Here is an 18259-nt window from a genome sequence, read left to right as displayed (position 1 = left end):
AAAGGCCGCCACGGCAACCAGCTCAACCCCAACCCCAACCCCACCCCAGAACCGCCAGTCAGCCCCACCCCAAGCGCACGGCATTGCGAATGCCCTCAAGCAGCATGGCAAACGCCGGGTTGTCATTATTCTCGCGCCAGATCAAATGCAGTTCGCTCTGCGCCCCTTCACCCAAATCGATATCCCGAAACACCACGTTCTTGAACACCACGCTGCTGGCGCAACGCGGTACCAGCGCCAGGCCCATGCCGGCGTTGACCAGCGCCAGAATGGTCAGGGATGAGCCCAGCCATTGCACGTACTCCGGCGCGACGCGGGCCGAGCGCAGCAGGCCGGTGAGCAGTTCGTTGAACGGCGGGTACGCCGAGTGCGCGTACATCAGGAACGGTTGGGCGTCCAGGTCCTGCACGCTGACGCTCTCGGCGTTGGCCAGTCGATGACTGCTCGGTACGGCCAGCACAAAGGGCTCGCGCACCAGGCATTCGGTGGCATAACCCGGTTCCAGCAGCGGTGCGCGGACGATGCCCAGGTCGATGCGACGGGCGCGCAGGGCTTCGTATTGCTGGTAGGTGTTCATTTCAGACAGGTCGATCTTGACGTGGGGTTGCTTGAGTCGCGCCTCGGCGATCACCCTGGGCAAAAACTCATACACCGCGCTGCCGACAAAGCTGATATTCACCGTGCCGATGTCGCCCTCGGCGAAGCGCCGCGCAGTCACCGCCGCTTGCTGGGCGCGCTCCAACAGGTTCTGCGCTTCGATAAAAAACGCACGGCCGGCGGCGGTGAGGGCCACGCTGCGGGTGGTGCGGGTGAACAGCTCGACGCCGAGATGATGTTCAAGCAATTGGATCTGCCGGCTGAGCGGCGGCTGGGTCATGTTCAGCCGTTCGGCCGCCCGCCGAAAATTCAGCTCGGTGGCCACGGTGGTGAAGCAGCGCAGTTGAGTCAGCTCGAACATTGATCTAATTCCGGTATCAATCGAATGCCAAGTTAGATTAGACGGGAACAATACCTGGCGTCCATCATCGACTCGCCCCTAAAAAAACAATCAATGGGAGTCACCCCTTGGATACCCTCCAGAATCCGCCGGACCCGAACGTGCTTGCCCGCGCCGCCGCCAAGGTCAAGCGTCATGTCCTGCCGTTGTTTGTGGTGATGTTCATCGTTAACTACATCGACCGGGTCAACATCGGCTTTGTGCGCAGTCACCTGGAAATCGACCTGGGCATTGGCGCGGCGGCCTATGGCCTGGGCGCCGGGTTGTTTTTCATTGGCTACGCGATCTTCGAAGTGCCGTCCAACCTGCTGCTGCAACGCTACGGCGCACGGGCCTGGCTGACGCGCATCATGTTCACCTGGGGCGCGGCGGCGATGGCCATGGCCTTCGTCAAGGGTGAAACCAGCTTCTATATCCTGCGTTTTGTTCTCGGTGCCGCCGAAGCCGGGTTTTTCCCAGGTGTCATCTATTACTTCACCCAGTGGCTGCCGGCCTCCGAGCGCGGCAAGGCGATGGCGATTTTCCTCAGTGGTTCAGCGATTGCCTCGGTGCTGGCCGGGCCGGTGTCTGGGGCGTTGCTGCACATTAACGGCTTGAGTCTGCATGGCTGGCAGTGGATGTTCCTGATCGAAGGTTTTGCTTCGATCGTGCTCTGCGGCTTTGTGTGGTTCTGGCTGCAATCCCATCCGCATCAGGCGAAGTGGCTCAGCGCGGAGGAAAAACATGCACTGGTAAGCGCTATCGAGGCGGAACAACAAGCGCGTGAAGCGGCGCAGACCGTGCGGCCGTCGATGTTCAAGTTGCTCGCCGACAGGCAGATCGCACTGTTCTGCTTTATCTACTTTTCCATCGCCCTGACCATCTACGGCGCGACCTTCTGGCTGCCCAGCATGATCAAGAAAATGGGCAACCTGGGCGACTTCCAGGTCGGCCTGTTCAACTCGATTCCCTGGTTGATTTCCATCGTCGCCATGTACGTTTTCGCCGCCCTGGCCAGCAAATGGAAACACCAGCAGGCGTGGGTGGCGCTGATGCTGGTGATCGCCGCCTTCGGCATGTTCATGTCCACCACCGGCGGGCCGGTGTTTGCCTTTGTCGCCATCTGTTTCGCGGCGATTGGCTTCAAGGCGGCGTCTGCCTTGTTCTGGCCGATCCCCCAGGGTTACCTGGATGCGCGCATTGCTGCGGCGGTGATTGCCCTGATCAATTCGGTCGGCAACCTGGGAGGCTTCGTCGCGCCCACCACCTTCGGCTTGCTGGAGCAGACCACCGGCTCCATCGAAGGCGGGTTATACGGCCTGGCCGCCACATCGCTGCTGGCGGCGGTGGTGGTGTTTTTTGCGCGCACCTCGCCACGGGGCAGCGTGCCGCCCACGTCTACACCGACTGCTCACCCACACGCCCTGCGTTCAGGCCCACAAGGAGCCGCCTCTTGAAAATCGTCCGCGTGACCGTCACGCCCATTGCCTTTCGCGACCCGCCGCTGCTCAACGCCAGCGGCATCCACGAAGCCTTTGCCCTGCGCTCGATCATCGAGGTCGAGAGCGATACCGGCTACATCGGCCTCGGCGAAAGCTACGGCGATGCCCCGGCGCTGGCGATCCAGCAACAGGTGCAGCCGCAACTGATCGGCCTCGACCCCTTCAACCTTAACGGGCTGCGCGCGATCGTCCAGGCCACGGTGGCCGCGCATAAACCCGCGAGCCTCAGTGGCGCGGAACTGGCGCCGGGCTCCCATGCCAGCAAGGCCGTGAGCAACGCTTACTCGGCGTTCGAAGTGGCGCTGCTCGACCTGCAGGCGCACTCCCTGAATGTGCCGCTGGTGGACCTGCTCGGCGGCGCGATCCGCGACCGGATCCCGTTCAGCGCCTACCTGTTCTTCAAGTACGCCGAACACATCGATTCGCCCTACAAGGCCGACAGTTGGGGCGAAGCGCTCAATGAACAACAGATCGTCGCCCAGGCGCGGCGCATGATCGACACCTACGGCTTCAAGAGCATCAAGCTCAAGGCCGGCGCTCTGGAGCCGGAACATGAAGTGCGCTGCATCAAGGCGCTGAAAAAGGCCTTCCCCGGTGTGCCGCTGCGCATTGACCCGAATGGCAATTGGTCCCTGGAGACCTCGATTCGCATGGCCGAACTGCTCGGCGACGACCTGCAATATTACGAAGACCCGACCCCTGGCCTGGAAGGCATGGCCGAGTTGCACAAACGCACCGGCTTGCCCCTGGCGACCAACATGGTGGTCACCGATTTCGACGAGTTCCGCCGCAGCGTAGCGCTGGGCAGCGTGCAGATCGTGCTTGCCGACCACCACTACTGGGGCGGCCTGCGCGATACCCAGGTTCTGGCGAAAATGTGCCATACCTTCGGCCTGGGCGTGTCGATGCACTCCAACTCACACCTGGGCATCAGCCTGATGGCGATGGCCCACGTGGCCGCGTCGGTGCCCAACCTCGATTACGCCTGCGACACCCATTACCCCTGGCAGGAGCCGGACGAGGAAGTAATCAAGGGCGGCAAGCTGCCCATCGTCGACGGCTGCGTGACCATCACTCGCGCGCCGGGCCTGGGCCTGGAACTTGACCCTGATCAACTGGGCAAGCTGCATGACCAGTACCTCAGCTGCGGCATCCGCCAGCGCGACGATGTGAAACAGATGCAGCGTTACCAGCCGGACTGGAAGACCGTCAAACCGCGTTTCTGAAGCTTGGTCGCTTCGCTTTGCCCGGTGACGCATCCGCGTGTATCACCGGGCTTTTTTAGGCGAAATCTTCCTCGAAGTGCTCCTGCTCGCCGCGCGTGTCACTTTGGCGACGCAGCACCTCCATCTGGCGCAGCTCGACGCGGCGAATCTTCCCGGAAATGGTCTTGGGCAGCTCGGTGACGAACTCGATACGTCGCACCCGCTGGTAGGGCGCCAGGTGTTCGCGGGCAAAGGCCAGGATATGCCGGGCCAGCTCGGCGCTGCCCGCTGTGTCATGGGCCAGGATCAGAAACGCCTTGGGCACGGCCAGGCGTACAGGATCAGGGCTGGGCACCACGGCCACTTCCATGACCGCCGGGTGTTCGATCAAGGCACTTTCCAGCTCGAACGGGCTGATGCGGTAATCGGACGCCTTGAACACATCGTCGGCGCGGCCCACGAACGTGATATAGCCGTCGGCATCGATCTGCGCGGTGTCGCCGGTACGGTAGTAGCCGTCACGCATGACTTCGGCGGTTTTTTCCGGGCTGTCTTCGTAGCCGAGCATCAGGCCCAGCGGGCGCACGTCCAGGGGCAGGGCGACTTCGCCTTCGCTGCTTGGAATGCCCTCGGCATCGAGCAGCGCGACCTGGTAACCCGGTAGCGGGCGGCCCATGGAGCCTGGTTTGAGCACTTGGCCCGGGGTGTTGCCCACCAGGGCCGTGGTTTCCGATTGGCCGAAACCATCGCGCAGCGGCAAGCCCCAGGCCTGTTGGATCTGCTCGATGATTTCGGGGTTCAGCGGCTCGCCGGCGCCGACCAGTTCGCGCAGGCTCAGGCGCGGTTTGTAGCTGGCCAGGTCTTCCTGAATCAGCATGCGCCACACAGTGGGCGGCGCGCACAGGCTGGTCACGCGGTAACGTTCCAACGCCGCGAGCAGGGCCGGTGCGCTGAACCGCGCAATGTTATGAATAAAGATGCACGCGCCGGCATTCCACGGCGCGAACAGGCAACTCCATGCATGCTTGGCCCAGCCCGGTGACGAGATATTCAAGTGCAGATCGCCCGGTTGCAGGCCGATCCAGTACATCGTCGACAGGTGGCCCACCGGGTAGCTCTGGTGGCTGTGCAGCACCATTTTTGGCTTGGACGTGGTGCCGGAGGTGAAGTACAGCAGCATCGGATCGGTGGCCAGGGTGCGGCCTTCGGCGTCGAACTGCTCGTTGTGTTCATAAGCGGCACTGTGCGCGACCCAGCCGGCAGGCGCCGAGCCCACGCAGATACGGCTGCAACCGTGGGCCAGCCCGGCGAATTTATGCACATGCGCCTCGCCCACCACCCAGTGGCGAACCTGCCCGCGCTCGATGCGGTCGCGCAGGTCATCGGCATTCAGCAGGGCCGTGGCGGGGATCACCACGGCGCCGAGCTTGAACGCCGCCAACATGGTTTCCCACAGCGCCACATCGTTGCCGAGCATCAACAGCACGCGATCACCGCGACGTACTCCAAGGGCGCGCAGGTGGTTGGCCACCTGGTTGGAGCGCGCGGCCAGTTGCTGGAAGCTGTAGCGCTGCTCGCTGCCGTCTTCCTCGACGATCCACAGCGCATTGGCCGCATTGCCCTCGGCCATGGCGTCGAAATAGTCCAGGGCCCAGTTGAATTCGTCCAGTTGCGGCCAGCGAAAATCCCGTACGGCGGTGGCGTAGTCGGTTCGGTGAGCGAGCAGAAAATCCCGAGCGGCCAGGAAGGGCTGGGTCATGGTGGCTGTCCTTGATTATTGTTGTGGGGACTGGCCCTCGGCTGCAACCGAGAGGCTGGACCGAGTATAGGCACGCATAAATCAGAGCAGAACGCTCAAAAACACAGGAGCGTTGTGCAAAAAAGTCGTGGGTACTGAGCGGGGGGATCGGCGGGTGGAGTGAGGCTGGGTCAGGGCACGAACCGAAACCCACCCGACAATTTGTCCTTCAAATAGCTGACCAACGCACTGACCGACTTCGGCACATGCGGCGAGTAAGGCCTTATCAAGTAGATCTCATCGGCAAACGCGCCCTTGAGCGTCCAGCCCTTGAGCACCTGTACCAGCGTGCCGCCGGCCAGGGCGGCGTGTGCGCTGAAGTCCGGGAGCAGGGCGATGCCCAAGTGACTGAGCGCGGCGTCACGCAAGGCTTCGCTGTTATTGGTGGCAAAGCTGCCGGCGATGGGCACGGTGAGGCGTTCGACGTGTTTGCTGCCGCGCTCGAAGGTCCAGGCGGGCTGATCGGTGCCGCGAGGATAGAACAGGCAGTTATGCGAGGACAGGTCCCCGGGTTCACGCGGTTCGCCGTGACGTTGCAGGTAGTCCTGGGTGGCGACCAGCACCGAGCCGGTATCGCACAGTTTCCACGCCACATGGGTTTCGGGCACCTGGAAGCCATGCCGCACCGCCAGGTCGTAGCCCTCGGCGGCCAGTGAACTCAGGGCGTCCGATACATCCAGCTGGATACGCACTTGCGGGTACTGCTGCAAGAATGCCGACAGGTGCGGCACCAGTTGCTGACGGGCGAATGCCACCGGTGCGGTGAGGCGCACCAGCCCGCGGATCTCGCCGACCGAGTCGCGCACCGACGAGAAACCGCGCGCGATCTGTGCATAGGCGCTGCGCACTTCACGGGTCAGCGACAGCCCCGCCTCGGTCAGCCGCACGCTGCGCGTGGTGCGCGTGACCAGTCGTGTGCCGGTGGCCTTTTCCAGGTCGGAAATACGCTGGCTGACGGCGGACTTGCTCACGCCCAGGCGGGCGGCGGCAGCGGTGTAGGTGCCATGTTCCTCCAGCACCGACAGCCAGTGGATGTGGGTCCACAGCCCTTCGATCTCAGTCTTTTCCATGGGTTAATTGTTCGCCAATGTGGACAATAAGTTCTGGATTCTGCTCTGGTTTGGAACAAAGCGAAAGCCTAAGGTGTACTCCAACGCTACCCACCTGGATCGACTGCCATGACCACCACCATCGAGCACTACATCAACGACCAGCGCGTGTCCCGCGACGATCGCTATCAGGACGTCTACAACCCGGCCACCGGCGAAAAGACCGGCCGCGTCGCCCTGGCCAGCCGCCAGACCGTGGCCGAAGCCGTTGCCGCTGCCCAGGCCGCTTTCGCCGGTTGGGCGGACACGCCGCCGATTCGCCGCGCCCGCGTGCTGTTCGAATACCTGCACCTGCTGCGTGAACGTAAGGACGATCTGGCGCGCATTATCGTCGCCGAGCACGGCAAGGTCTTTACCGATGCCCAAGGCGAAGTCGACCGCGGCATCGACATCCTCGAATTCGCCTGCGGCATTCCCAACCTGCTCAAGGGCGAGTATTCCGACCAGGTTTCCCGTGGCATGGACAACTGGACCCTGCGCCAGCCGCTGGGGGTTGTGGCCGGCGTCACGCCGTTCAACTTCCCGGTGATGGTGCCGATGTGGATGTACCCGATCGCCATCGCAGCGGGCAACACCTTCATCCTCAAGCCAAGCCCGACCGACCCGAGCGCCTCGCTGTTCATGGCCGAGCTGCTGCGTGAAGCCGGCCTGCCCAAAGGTGTGTTCAACGTGGTGCAGGGCGACAAGGAATCGGTAGACGCGCTGATCGAACACCCGGACGTCAAGGCCGTGAGCTTCGTCGGTTCCACGCCGATTGCCCAGTACATCTACGAAACCGGCGCGCGCAACGGCAAGCGCGTGCAAGGCCTGGGCGGTGCAAAAAACCACATGGTGGTGATGCCCGACGCCGATATCGAAAAAACCGTCGACGCACTGATGGGCGCGGCGTACGGCAGCGCCGGCGAGCGCTGCATGGCCATCTCGGTCGCCGTGCTGGTGGGCGACGTGGGTGACAAAGTCATCGCCGCCTTGACCGAGCGAGCCCGGCAACTGCGCATCACCGACGGCCGCGATTTGAAGGCCGAAATGGGCCCGATCGTGTCCCGCGCCGCGCTGGAACGCATCCGCGGCTACATCGAACAAGGCGTGCAGGCCGGCGCGCAACTGCTGCTCGACGGGCGCGATTACGTGCCCACCGAAGCGGGCCTGGAAAACGGCTTCTGGCTCGGCGCGACCCTGTTCGATCACGTCACCCAAGAGATGAGCATCTACCGCGAAGAAATCTTCGGCCCGGTGCTGGCGTGTGTCCGCGTGGACGACTTCGCCGAAGCGGTGAAACTGGTCAACGCTCACGAATTCGGCAACGGCGTCAGCTGCTTTACCCGCGACGGCAACATCGCCCGCGAATTTGCACGCCGCATCGAAGTGGGCATGGTCGGCATCAACGTGCCCATCCCGGTGCCGATGGCCTGGCATGGTTTTGGTGGCTGGAAGAAGAGCCTGTTTGGCGACATGCACGCGTATGGCACCGAGGGTGTGCGCTTCTACACCAAACAGAAATCGATCATGCAGCGCTGGTCGGAGAGCATCGAGCAGGGCGCGGAGTTTGCGATGCCGGTGTCCAGATAACTCAGGAACACAGCAGGTCCCCGGTGGGAGCGGGCTTGCTCACGAATGCAGAGTGTCAGTCGCCCGATGTGCTGGCTGACACGCCGCATTCGCGAGCAAGCCCGCTCCCACAGGGGTAACCGCGTTTCAGGCAGTGGCTATCGAAGGCTTCAGGCACTCGATGGAGCGGTCCACCGTCGTCCTGGCAATCTCCAGCAAATGCCACACCGCCAGAATCTTCGCCCGCTCAGGGCTTTCCAACTTTTCCCCGCAATCCAGCGCAGTCGCCGAAGCACTGTCCAGCAAACTGGCGGTGTAGAGCAGGGCATCTTCGAAGCTGAGGTCTTCGTTGACGGTGTGAAAGCCTTGGGTGGGCAGGTAATGGTCGATGGCGCGGTTGAAGGCGGCGCGGTCTTTGGCGGGGTCGCGGGGTGGGTCGGGTAGGACTTTGTTCATGGTGTAACTCCTATTGAGCATGAGAGCTACCGCCAACGCTGCTAAACGAAGGTGGCAGCTGTACGCGGGTTAGCAGACCGGTCAATAGGAAACCAGCGCACCCGAAGGTGCCCCACGCACAGCCACCATAAAAGTGGACGTGAACCGTGTGCCTATTGAAGCCAGGCTGCTAAACCCGATCGCTGAAGCCCAGCGACGGAGCGAAGACTAGCCACCGATTCCAGCAGGCACAAGGCGGCAGGGATTGTCTAGGAAACGTCCTGCAATTAAAAGGGATGTGCCTTGCTGGCCTTTTACAAACCATGACCAAATGCCACTAACCCCGCCGATCCAACAGTGGAATGCGGGCAAGGTGGGAGCTGGCTTGCCTGCGATAGCCCTGGGTATCTACACAACTTTCCAAGGCTGGCATATCTCCTTGTAGTGAGCGGGCTTGCCCCGCGCTGGGCTGCGAAGCCGCCCCAAACCAGGCGAATTGGGTTTGTCTGAAACTGCGCGGTGTATTTATTGGGGCGGCTTCGCCACCCAGCGCGGGACAAGCCCGCTCACTACAAAAGTGTGTAGATACCTACTGGGTAAGTGTGGGTCGTAGACTTGATATGCTGCGATTTATTTCATATCGATAGCAACTAATCTGATAACTAAGCGCTCGGTTTAATTTGGCGCGCAATACCGTTAAGCGCAGAAGAGTAACGGCTCCGGCCCGCAGCCCTGCTGCCTGGTAATTGAGTAGCTAGCTTTCTAGTTGCTTGTCGTTGATTGTAAGTGCCACTGTCTTTATATCAAGGATATAAATACAGTGATGGCCTTTTTAACCTAAATAATTCTTCACGTTGCGACAGCCAGGCTTCCATGTTAAACCTTGCCCCGCACGTTAAGGCCAACGCTGGCTTGCTCTTTTCAGTCAGCAGAAAGTTGCTGGCTGTTCATGTGTTATTCAATCTTCGCTTGTCACTTAAGCGTCAGTAAAAGGACATCATCATGAAACACGCGAATCACACACCCACTCGTTGGACTCGGGCCGATGCGCTGAAAGTTAATGAGAATGACCCGACGACCACGCAACCGTTAGTGCGTCCTGACTTTCCTGTCATGAGTGACACGGTATTTATCTGGGACACCATGCCATTGCGTGAACTTGATGGCACGGTGGTATCCGTCAACGGCTGGTCGGTGATCTTCACACTCACCGCCGATCGCCGTCCGCACGATCCACAGTTCATCAACGCCGATGGCCGCTACGACATCAAGCGCGATTGGGAAGACCGCCATGGCCATGCGCGTATCTGCTACTGGTACTCGCGCACCGGCAAGGACTGGATTTTCGGCGGCCGTGTCATGGCCGAAGGGGTTTCGCCGACCACCCGTGAATGGGCCGGTACACCGATCCTGCTCAATAATGCCGGTGACATTGACCTGTATTACACCTGCGTCACGCCGGGGGCGACGATTGCCAAGGTGCGTGGCCGGGTGGTCACCTCCGACAGCGGTGTGGAGCTGCAAGGCTTTAGCCAGGTCAAATCGCTGTTCGACGCCGACGGCACCTATTACCAAACCGAAGCGCAGAACGCGACCTGGAACTTTCGTGATCCCAGCCCATTTATCGACCCCGTGGATGGCAAGCTGTACATGGTCTTTGAAGGCAACGTCGCCGGTGAGCGCGGCACTCACGAAGTGGGCCCGAACGAGCTGGGGCTGGTGCCGCCGGGGCACGAGGACGTGGGCGGGGCGCGCTATCAGGTCGGCTGCATCGGCATCGCTGTTGCCAAGGACCTCAGCGGTGACGATTGGGAAATCCTGCCGCCGCTGGTGACCGCCGTTGGCGTGAACGACCAGACCGAGCGGCCGCACTATGTGTTCCAGGACGGCAAGTATTACCTGTTCACCATCAGTCATAAATTCACCTACGCCGACGGCGTGACGGGGCCGGACGGCGTCTATGGGTTTGTCGGCGATCATCTGTTCGGCCCTTACACACCCATGAATGCCTCCGGGCTGGTGCTCGGCAACCCGCCCTCGCAGCCATTCCAGACGTATTCGCACTGCGTGATGCCCAACGGCCTGGTGACGTCGTTTATTGACAGCGTGCCCACCCAGGGCGATGACTACCGCATCGGCGGCACCGAAGCGCCCACCGTCAGGATTGTATTGAAGGGTGATCGTTCGTTTGTGCAGGAGGCTTATGACTACGGGTACATCCCCGCGATGCGTGATGTCGTGTTGAACCAGTGACCGTCTGGCGGCCATTTATCAGCAGATAAAATGCTGCAAATGTGGGAGGGGGCTTGCCCTCGATAGCGGTGGATCAGTCGACAGTTACATCGACTGACCTGCCGTCATCGGGAGCAAGCTCCCTCCCACTTTTTTTGACCGCGTTGATCAAGTCCCCGCCCACCGGGCCGATACAGCCACTAGCACCCGAGCGATCCCGAACTTGGAGGTGTACGCCTGGTCGTCTCAGGACAACGAATAAAAATTAAAAAGGGGTAGCCATGACCATATTGCAGCGTGTGATCGGCGGATTTGCGGTGTTGGTGCTGTTGCTGCTGATCATGGCCGGGATCAGCTATCAGAACACGCAGTCCATCGGCGGTCGCTTGTCCATCATCACCGGCCAGTCGGCGCCGTTGAGCCGGGCCGCCAGTGAGCTCTACGTGCACATCCTGCGCGCCAACCAGGCGTTGTTGGCCATTCAGATCAGCACCGACCCCAAGCAGATCGAGGACGGCAAGCGGCCGTTTACCGAAAGCATCGCCCAGTTCACTCAGTTGCTCGACAGCACCGCTGCCTACACCGGTGAGCATGAGGCGCTGCGGGCGAACCTGGCGCAGCAGCGCCAACACGTCACGGCCTACGCCGAACAGGCGCAGGCCTTGATGACCTCCCATTTGCAGCATGTGCAGCAGTTGGCGCTGACACGCAAACTGCAAGGTTACAGCAGTGCGCAGGCGATGCAGTTGACCAGTTATCTGCGTGATTACATCGCGCATGCACGCAGCGTCAACGAACCGCAACAGGTGGCCGCAGCAGAGCAACTGCTGCTGGAAGTCAACAAATCCTACGATGGCTTCGCGGCCCATACCGTCACGCCCGCCATCGATAAACTGCAGCGCGTGCTGAACCTGCAGGACGAAGTGATCAGCACCCGGGCCCAGGCGCTGACGGCGATTGACCCGCGAGTCGGGCGGATCGCCGGCGTCATGGTCAATCGCCTGCTGACGGACCTGACCGCCGCTGACGGTCTGTTCCAGGCCTATCAAGCCGAGGCGAAGCTCGCCGCGCAGGTGCAGCAGCAACGCAATGCGGTTGAGGCGGCACTCAAAGCCACCCTCGACCGCATCGCCGAGTTCGGCAGCCAATCGCTGGAGGTCGCCAACCAGGCCAGCCATTCCGCCAATGCCACTATCGGCACCAGCCGCAGCGTGCTGTTGATCGCCTGTGTGCTGGCGGTGCTGGCGGCCGTGGCGATTGGTACTTGGGTCGCCTTCAGCCTGCGGCGCCCGCTGGCGGCGTTTCGCGAAGTGCTCAAGACGCTCACCGCCGGCGACATGCGGGTCAGCTTCGATGTCAGCCGTAAAGATGAATTCGGTGAGTTGGGCGGTTACCTGAATGAGCTGACCAAAGCCCTTCAGAAAACCTTCCGTGAACTGATCAGCTCGGCCGATGCGCTGGCCGTGACCGCTGGCAATAACGCCTTGAACAGCGAGCAGACCACCCGTGTGGTGGACGAGCAGAAGGACCGCTTGCAATCGGCCGCCTCGGCGATGACGCAAATGGAAAGCACGGTCGAAGAAGTTGCCCGGCGTGCGCAGGACACCCGCCAGGCCGTGGACGACACCAGTGAGCTCACGCACAAGGTGCAGGAGCGCGTGGCCGAGACCATCGTCAATATCCGCCAGCAGGCCGACCAGGTGAACAAAGCCACGCAAGTGACCGATGAGCTGCAGAAGTACGGACAGAACATCGAGGGCATTGTGGTGGCCATTCGCACCATTGCCGAACAAACCAACCTGCTTGCCCTCAACGCAGCAATCGAAGCGGCGCGTGCCGGCGAGCAAGGGCGCGGTTTTGCGGTCGTGGCCGATGAAGTGCGTTCCCTGGCCAGCCGTACCCAGACCTCGACCAGCGAGATCCAGGACATGATCGGGCTCATGCAGCAAAAAATTCACTCGGTGGTGCACGTGATGAACGAAAGCCAGGCGCAGTCCAGCCAATGCGTGTCCCTGGCCTCGGGCGCCGGTGATTTGCTGCTGTCGATGAGCGACGCGGTCGACAGTATCCGCGACATGAACATCCAGATTGCCGCCGCCACCGAGCAGCAGAGTGCCACGGTGCAGGAAACCAGCCGGATGGTCATCCAGATCAACGATTCAGCCCAGCAGACGGCAGACGGTGCCGAGCAGTCCGCCATCAGCAGCCAAGAGCTGTCGAACATGGCCAAAGTGCAGCGCGAGCTGCTCCACCATTTCAGCGTTTGAGCCGCAGGAGTCAGAACATGAAAGCATGGTTAATGCTCGCCCTGGGTGCGACGCTGTTCGTGCCGGGCCTGGCCCAGGCCGCCACGCCCTTGCTGGGCGTGGGCATGGCGAAATACGACGATAACTTCCAGACCCTGCTGCGCAACGGCGTGCAGCAACAGGCCGGCGTCATGAACGTCGACATATTCATGGAGAATGGCCAGGACAGCGTCGATTTGCAGATGCGTCAATTGCGCAACCTGGTCAACGCCAAGGTGGATGCGATCATCATTGCGATGGTGGACGGCAAAAGCGCGGCGCAGATGATGCAGTTGGCCGCGGACGCGAAGATTCCGCTGGTGTTCGTCAACCGCAACCCGAACCCGGAAAAATGGCCGGCGCAGACGGCGTTTGTCGGCTCCAACGAGCTGGAGTCGGGCACGTTGCAGATGGAAGAACTGGCGCGCCGCGCCGGTTACAAAGGCAACGTGGTGATTCTGGTGGGCGACCCGGCCAACGCGTCCTCGTTGATGCGCACCGAAGACGTGGAAAAAGTCGTCGCCAAATACCCGGATATGAAAGTCGTGCAGAAAAAAGTCGGCAACTGGGAGCGTAGCCAGGCTGCCACCATTGTCATGGACTGGGTCAAGCAGGGCGTCGACTTTTCGATCGTCGCGGCCAACAACGACGAAATGGCGATCGGCGCGATCATGGGGCTGGAAAAAGCCGGCAAGCAGGCCAAGGACTATTGGGTCGGCGGCATCGACGGCACGCCGGACGGTTTGAAATTGATGGCCGAGGGCAAGATGGCCGTCAGCGTATTCCAGGACGCCGCAGGCCAGGCCAGCGGCGCCGTGGACACCGCGCTGCGCCTGGTACGCGGCGAGGTGCTGGAGTCGCCGGTGGTGTGGGTGCCGTTCAAGTTGATCACGCCAGAGAATCGCCAGGCGTTTGAATAGGGAAGGGGCAGACCAACCCCTGCGATCCAACCTTGAAATGCAATCAAATGTGGGAGGGGCATAGGTATTTACACCTCTTTGTAGTGAGCGGGCTTGCCCCGCGCTGGGCTGCGAAGCCGCCCAATAAAGACACCGCGCAGTTTCAGAAAAACCCTATTCGCCTGGTTTGGGCCGCAGCCCAGCGCGGGGCAAGCCCGCTCACTACGGGGACATTTTTCAGCCTTTGAAAGTTGTGTAGATCCCTAAGGCCTGCGCGGGCTTGCCCCGTGGTGGAAGGGCAGTCACAGAGGTATTGCCTGACCCACCGTCATCGCGGGCAAGCCCGGCTCCCACATTTGAACTCTTGCGTTCTTGCGTAGCCTCTACCGCCGGCCGGTCCGCGTACTCACATCCACCCACACCGCCAGCACCAGAATGCTGCCCTTCACGATCATCTGCCAGTAACTGTCCACGTCCAGCATCGACATGCCGTTATCCAGGCTGGTGATCACCAGCGCCCCGAGCAACGCGCCATACACCGTGCCCGAACCGCCGCGCATCGACGTCCCGCCGATAAAGCACGCGGCGATGGCATCCAGTTCGCCCATGTTGCCCGCCGATGGCGAACCGGCCGCAAGCCGGGCGGTGTTGACCAGGCCGGCGAGGGCGCACATCACGCCCATGATGCCGAAGATCCACAGCTTCACTGCCTGTACGTTGATGCCCGACAGGCGCGTGGCTTCCATGTTGCTGCCCACCGCATACACGCGACGGCCGAACACGGTCTGGCTGGTGACGTAGCTGAATACGCCGAGCAGCAACAGCAACAGCAGCACCGGCACGGGGATGCCGTCGTAGCTGTTGAGGGTGGTGACGAACCCCGCCAGCACGGCGCCAATCACCACCACGCGCACCGCGTCACGCACCCGTGAATGCGCCGCCAAACCATGCAGCGCGCGGTTGCGTCGTTGCTTCCAGGTGAGGAACAGGGTCAACGCAAACAGCAATACACCCAGGCCGATGCCCACCGTGTGCGGCAAATACCCCTGGCCCACGTACACCAGCGAGGGCGACACCGGCGCAATGGTCGTACCGCCGGTGATCCCCAGCAGAATCCCGCGAAACGCCAGCATCCCGCCCAGCCCGACGATAAACGACGGGATGCGCAGATAGGCCGTCATGTACCCGTTGGCCAGCCCGATCATCAAGCCGCACAAAGCGACCAGGCTCAGATTGGCCAACAACGGCACGTGATAAACCACATCCAGGATCGCCGCCAGTCCGCCCAGCAATCCGAGCAGCGAACCCACCGACAAATCAATCTCGCCGCTGATGATCACCAGCACCATGCCGCATGCGAGGATCCCGGTGATCGACATCTGCCGCAGCAGGTTGGACAGGTTGCGCGGCGTGAGAAAACCACCCTCCGTCTGCCAACTGAAAAACAGCCAGATCACCGCCACGGCGATGACCAGGGCGAGCATTTTGTAGCGGGTAAACAGCTGTTTGAGCTGATTCATCTACGCGGTCTTCCGATTGTTATTGTGTTGGCTGAGCGCGGCGGCGAGCACCTGTTCCTGAGTGAGGCCCTCATTGATGAAATCGCCACGCAACTGGCCGTCGCCGATCACCAGCACGCGGTTGGACACGCCGAGCACTTCGGCCAGTTCCGAGGAGACCATGATGATCGCCACGCCTTCGGCCGCCAGCGCGCCCATCAGCTTGTAGATCTCATACTTGGCGCCCACGTCCACCCCGCGCGTGGGTTCGTCGAGGATCAGCACCTTGGGCCTGGCCATCAGCATTTTCGCCAGCACCGCCTTTTGCTGATTGCCGCCGGACAGGCTGGTAATCGGCAGGAACGGGCTGGAAGTCTTGAGGTGCATGCGCGCGATCTGCTGGTCGATGCTGCCCAGTTCGGCCTCGGCGTCGATGCGGGTCAGGTGGGCGTAGGTGTCGAGCACCGCCAGGGTGATGTTCTGGCCCACGCCCAGGTCGGGAATGATGCCTTGGCGCTTGCGGTCTTCGGGCACCATGCACAGCCCGGCGCGGATCGACTTGAGCGGTGTGCGCGTGTCGATCATCTGGCCGTCCAGCCACACCTCGGCGCTGTAGCGGCCGGGGTAGGCGCCGAACAGCGCCGACACCAGCTCCGTGCGCCCGGCACCCACAAGACCGGCGATGCCGAGGATTTCGCCGCGCTTGAGCACGAACGAAATATCGTCCACGCGTTTGCGCTTGGGGTTGTCGACGTCATAGCAGGTGACATTGCGCGCTTCGAAAATCACCTCGCCCACCTCATGGGGCTCGGTGGGGTAGAGGTTGCTCATCTCGCGGCCGACCATCTGCGTGATGATCTGCGCGATGTCCATGTCGGCCATGGCGGTGGTCGCGATGTGCTTGCCGTCGCGGATCACCGCAATGGTGTCGCACACCGCCGCCACTTCATCGAGCTTGTGGGAGATGTACACGCAGGCCACGCCCTTGGCCTTGAGGCCGCGGATGATGTCCAGCAGCACGTCGATTTCCGAGCGGGTCAGGGCCGAGGAGGGCTCGTCCAGAATCAGCAGGCGCGCCTGCTTGTTGAGGGCCTTGGCGATTTCCACCAGTTGCTGGTAGCCGCCGCCGTACTGGGACACCGGCAGCGCCACGTTCATGTCCGGCACCTTGAGCTCGCGCATCAAGGCTTCGGCACGGTGGATCATCGCCGGGTAGTTCATGCGCCCACCCGGCAAGGTCAGTTCGTGGCCCATGAAGATGTTCTCGGCCACCGACAGGTCCGGCACCAGGGTCAATTCCTGATGGATGATCACGATGCCAGCCGCTTCGGTTTCGCTGATCGACTGGGCCCTGAGCGGCTGCCCGTCCCAGAGGATTTCGCCGTCCCAGGTGCCGTACGGGTAGACCGCCGACAGCACCTTCATCAGGGTGGATTTACCGGCACCATTCTCACCGCACAGGCCGACGCATTCCCCCGGCCGCACCTTGATATCGATGCCGTTCAACGCGTTGACACCGCCAAAGGATTTGACGATGCCGTTCATTTGCAGCAGGTAGTCAGGCATTACTATTGCTCACACAAAGGGCTGACGACATTACTGTAGGAGCGAGCTTGCTCGCGAAAAACCCATAGGCGACGAGGGCTGCCTGACAGCGCTGCGTTATCGTTAACGTTTTTCGCGGGCAAGCCCGCTCCTACAGGCCGATCTGCTCTTTGGTATAGAAGCCGTCCTTCACCAACAGGTCGACATTGGCCTTGGTCAGCGGCGTCGGGGTCAGCAGGATGGTGTCGACCTTTTTGCTGCCGTTGTCGTACTGCGAGCTGTACGTTGGTTTCTCATTGCGCGCCAGCTGCACCGAGAGCTTGGCGGCTTCGGTGGCGATCAGCTTGAGCGGCTTGTACACGGTCATGGTCTGGGTGCCGTCGATCACGCGCTTGATCGCGGCGAGGTCAGCGTCCTGGCCGGAGATCGGCACCTCGCCCGCCAGTTTCTGCGCGGCCAGGGCCTGGATCGCACCACCGGCGGTGGCGTCGTTGGAGGCGACGATGGCGTCGATCTTGTTGTTGTTCCGGGTCAGGGCGTTTTCGACGATGCTCAGGGCTTCGGTGGGGTTCCACTCCTTCACCCATTGCTGGCCGACAATCTTGATGTCGCCCTTGTCGATGGCCGGTTGCAGCACTTTCATCTGGCCTTCGCGCAGTACCTTGGCGTTGTTGTCGGTGGGCGCGCCGCCGAGCAGGAAGTAATTGCCCTTAGGCGCGGCTTGCAGCACGCCGCTGGCCTGCATCTCGCCGACTTTTTCGTTATCGAAGGAGATGTAGGCGTCGATGTCCGCGTTGAGGATCAGGCGATCATAGGACACCACCTTGATCCCGGCCTTCTTGGCTTCGGCGACGGCGTTGGTGAGCACGGTGGCGTTGAACGGCACGATCACGATCACATCGACGCCACGGGAGATCAGGTTCTCGATCTGGGAAATCTGCTTCTGCTCATTGGCATCGGCCGATTGCACGAAGACCTTGGCATCGAGTTTTTCCGCGGCCGCGACGAAATAATCGCGATCGCGGGACCAGCGCTCCAGGCGCAGGTCGTCGATGGAAAAACCGATCTTCGGGTGGGCAGGGTCGGCCATGGCCGGCAGTGCGAGCAGGGCCAGGGCGGTGGCGAGCAGGGTACGTTTGAATGACTTCATGGTGGTGCGTCCTTTTATTGTTGTTGGAAAGACTCTAGACGAACACTGTACTTGTAGTGAGCGGGCTTGCCCGCGC

The 18259-nt window shown here is 61.7% G+C and carries 13 protein-coding genes; 6 read left to right on the top strand and 7 right to left on the bottom strand.

Annotated features, from left to right (window positions below):
• Positions 1-58: 58 nt before the first annotated feature.
• Positions 59-958, bottom strand: a complete 900-nt coding sequence (locus tag KVG91_RS26840) for a LysR substrate-binding domain-containing protein (RefSeq protein ID WP_169376191.1) — start codon at positions 956-958, stop codon at positions 59-61.
• Positions 959-1065: 107 nt separating this feature from the next.
• Here KVG91_RS26840 and KVG91_RS26835 point away from each other — a divergent pair, with 107 nt between their 5' ends.
• Entirely contained in the window at positions 1066-2433 is a 1368-nt protein-coding gene (locus tag KVG91_RS26835) for an MFS transporter (protein WP_169376190.1), read from the top strand.
• Positions 2430-3704, top strand: a complete 1275-nt coding sequence (locus KVG91_RS26830) for a glucarate dehydratase family protein (protein ID WP_169376189.1) — start codon at positions 2430-2432, stop codon at positions 3702-3704. Before KVG91_RS26835 ends, KVG91_RS26830 begins: the two co-directional genes overlap by 4 nt.
• A gap of 55 nt (positions 3705-3759) precedes the next feature.
• On the opposite strand, the gene KVG91_RS26825 is transcribed toward KVG91_RS26830, so the two are convergent.
• Together KVG91_RS26825 and KVG91_RS26820 are read right to left on the bottom strand one after the other, a co-directional pair.
• On the bottom strand, positions 3760-5442 hold the full coding sequence (locus KVG91_RS26825; protein WP_169376188.1) for an AMP-binding protein: 1683 nt from the start codon (positions 5440-5442) through the stop codon (positions 3760-3762).
• 170 nt (positions 5443-5612) lie between these two features.
• Positions 5613-6551, bottom strand: a complete 939-nt coding sequence (locus KVG91_RS26820) for a LysR family transcriptional regulator (RefSeq protein WP_169376187.1) — start codon at positions 6549-6551, stop codon at positions 5613-5615.
• Between the two features lie 108 nt (positions 6552-6659).
• Here KVG91_RS26820 and KVG91_RS26815 point away from each other — a divergent pair, with 108 nt between their 5' ends.
• Complete coding sequence (locus KVG91_RS26815; RefSeq protein ID WP_169376186.1) at positions 6660-8159, top strand: CoA-acylating methylmalonate-semialdehyde dehydrogenase; 1500 nt, start codon at positions 6660-6662, stop codon at positions 8157-8159.
• 126 nt (positions 8160-8285) lie between these two features.
• On the opposite strand, the gene KVG91_RS26810 is transcribed toward KVG91_RS26815, so the two are convergent.
• On the bottom strand, positions 8286-8594 hold the full coding sequence (locus tag KVG91_RS26810; protein ID WP_169376185.1) for a DUF6124 family protein: 309 nt from the start codon (positions 8592-8594) through the stop codon (positions 8286-8288).
• 981 nt (positions 8595-9575) lie between these two features.
• On the opposite strand from KVG91_RS26810, the gene KVG91_RS26805 reads away from it, so the two are divergent.
• The 3 genes from KVG91_RS26805 (at position 9576) to KVG91_RS26795 (ending at position 14010) form a co-directional block, all read left to right on the top strand.
• Positions 9576-10826: a glycoside hydrolase family 68 protein gene (locus KVG91_RS26805; RefSeq protein WP_169375703.1), complete on the top strand. Its 1251-nt coding sequence runs from the start codon at positions 9576-9578 to the stop codon at positions 10824-10826.
• A gap of 260 nt (positions 10827-11086) precedes the next feature.
• Positions 11087-13072, top strand: a complete 1986-nt coding sequence (locus tag KVG91_RS26800) for a methyl-accepting chemotaxis protein (RefSeq protein ID WP_169375702.1) — start codon at positions 11087-11089, stop codon at positions 13070-13072.
• 17 nt (positions 13073-13089) lie between these two features.
• A complete protein-coding gene (locus KVG91_RS26795; protein ID WP_169375701.1) occupies positions 13090-14010 on the top strand; it encodes a substrate-binding domain-containing protein in 921 nt (306 codons plus the stop codon).
• 362 nt (positions 14011-14372) lie between these two features.
• Here KVG91_RS26795 and KVG91_RS26790 read toward each other — a convergent pair whose 3' ends face one another.
• The 3 genes from KVG91_RS26790 to xylF form a co-directional block, all read right to left on the bottom strand.
• The gene (locus tag KVG91_RS26790) at positions 14373-15509 is read right to left on the bottom strand and encodes a sugar ABC transporter permease (RefSeq protein ID WP_169375700.1); all 1137 of its coding nucleotides are present in this window, start codon (positions 15507-15509) and stop codon (positions 14373-14375) included.
• Positions 15510-17054 (bottom strand): D-xylose ABC transporter ATP-binding protein, encoded by a 1545-nt coding sequence (gene xylG, locus KVG91_RS26785; protein WP_169375699.1) that lies wholly within the window; start codon positions 17052-17054, stop codon positions 15510-15512. It abuts the gene before it with no gap.
• A 130-nt stretch (positions 17055-17184) separates the two neighbouring features.
• The gene (gene xylF, locus KVG91_RS26780) at positions 17185-18183 is read right to left on the bottom strand and encodes a D-xylose ABC transporter substrate-binding protein (RefSeq protein WP_169375698.1); all 999 of its coding nucleotides are present in this window, start codon (positions 18181-18183) and stop codon (positions 17185-17187) included.
• Between the last annotated feature and the right edge of the window lie 76 nt (positions 18184-18259).

The organism is Pseudomonas azadiae (genome assembly GCF_019145355.1).
Classification (GTDB): Bacteria; Pseudomonadota; Gammaproteobacteria; order Pseudomonadales; family Pseudomonadaceae; genus Aquipseudomonas; species Aquipseudomonas azadiae.
This window is presented reverse-complemented; position numbering and strand designations above follow the sequence as displayed.